This is a genomic window from Vibrio sp. Y176 (assembly GCF_033438945.1).
In genome coordinates, this window is sequence record NZ_JAWOQS010000642.1 from 1 (window position 1) to 656 (window position 656).

Genomic DNA, 656 nt, shown 5'->3' on the forward strand with positions numbered 1-656 from the left:
ACTAAGACCTCGTTATGTCCCAATCAGGACCTCAAGTCATGCTAAATAATAAAAAACTAACGGCGTTGACGACGGCTATCACTCTCATGTGTATGTCGTGCAGTCTCGCGGCACAAGAAGTAAGTCAGCAACAACCAACGCCTTTGGCACAGCAAGATGCTGAAGATTCGACCGTGTTTAAGCGCGTCATCCCATTTAGTCAATTAGGTTACAGTGGTTCAATTGCTATCCAAGGTAGTGAGGCCAGTGCTTATATTGGTTTCGGTTCGCGACTCGATGAGGTGGTGTCTAAAGCCACGTTGTACTTTGACATCACACCTTCACCAGCGTTGCTCTCTTTGGTTTCTCACGTCAAAGTGTATTTGAACAACGAACTTATGGGAGTGGCGTCAATCGTCGATGGTCAGCAAGGTAAAAAGTTGAGCTTATCGATGCCGCTGGATACTCGTTACTTCAGCAACTACAACCAAATTCGCTTTGAGTTGATTGGGAATACTCAGAAAGACTGTGCTAACCCCAATGACTCGAGCATTTGGGCTGAGATTAGCCAAAGTAGTCGAATTGAGATGCTTGCTCAAAAGACAGTGCTGGAAAGTGACTTGAGTTTGTTACCGGCTCCTTTTTTTGATGTCCGTGATTTCAGCCAGTTAAATCTG

At 45.1% G+C, this 656-nt stretch carries 1 protein-coding gene; it reads left to right on the forward strand.

Annotated elements, in window-relative coordinates; genetic code table 11:
* Positions 1–38: 38 nt before the first annotated feature.
* Positions 39–656 (forward strand): cellulose biosynthesis cyclic di-GMP-binding regulatory protein BcsB (locus tag R7O13_RS27820; RefSeq protein WP_318305319.1); only part of this gene is annotated, 618 nt, incomplete at its 3' end.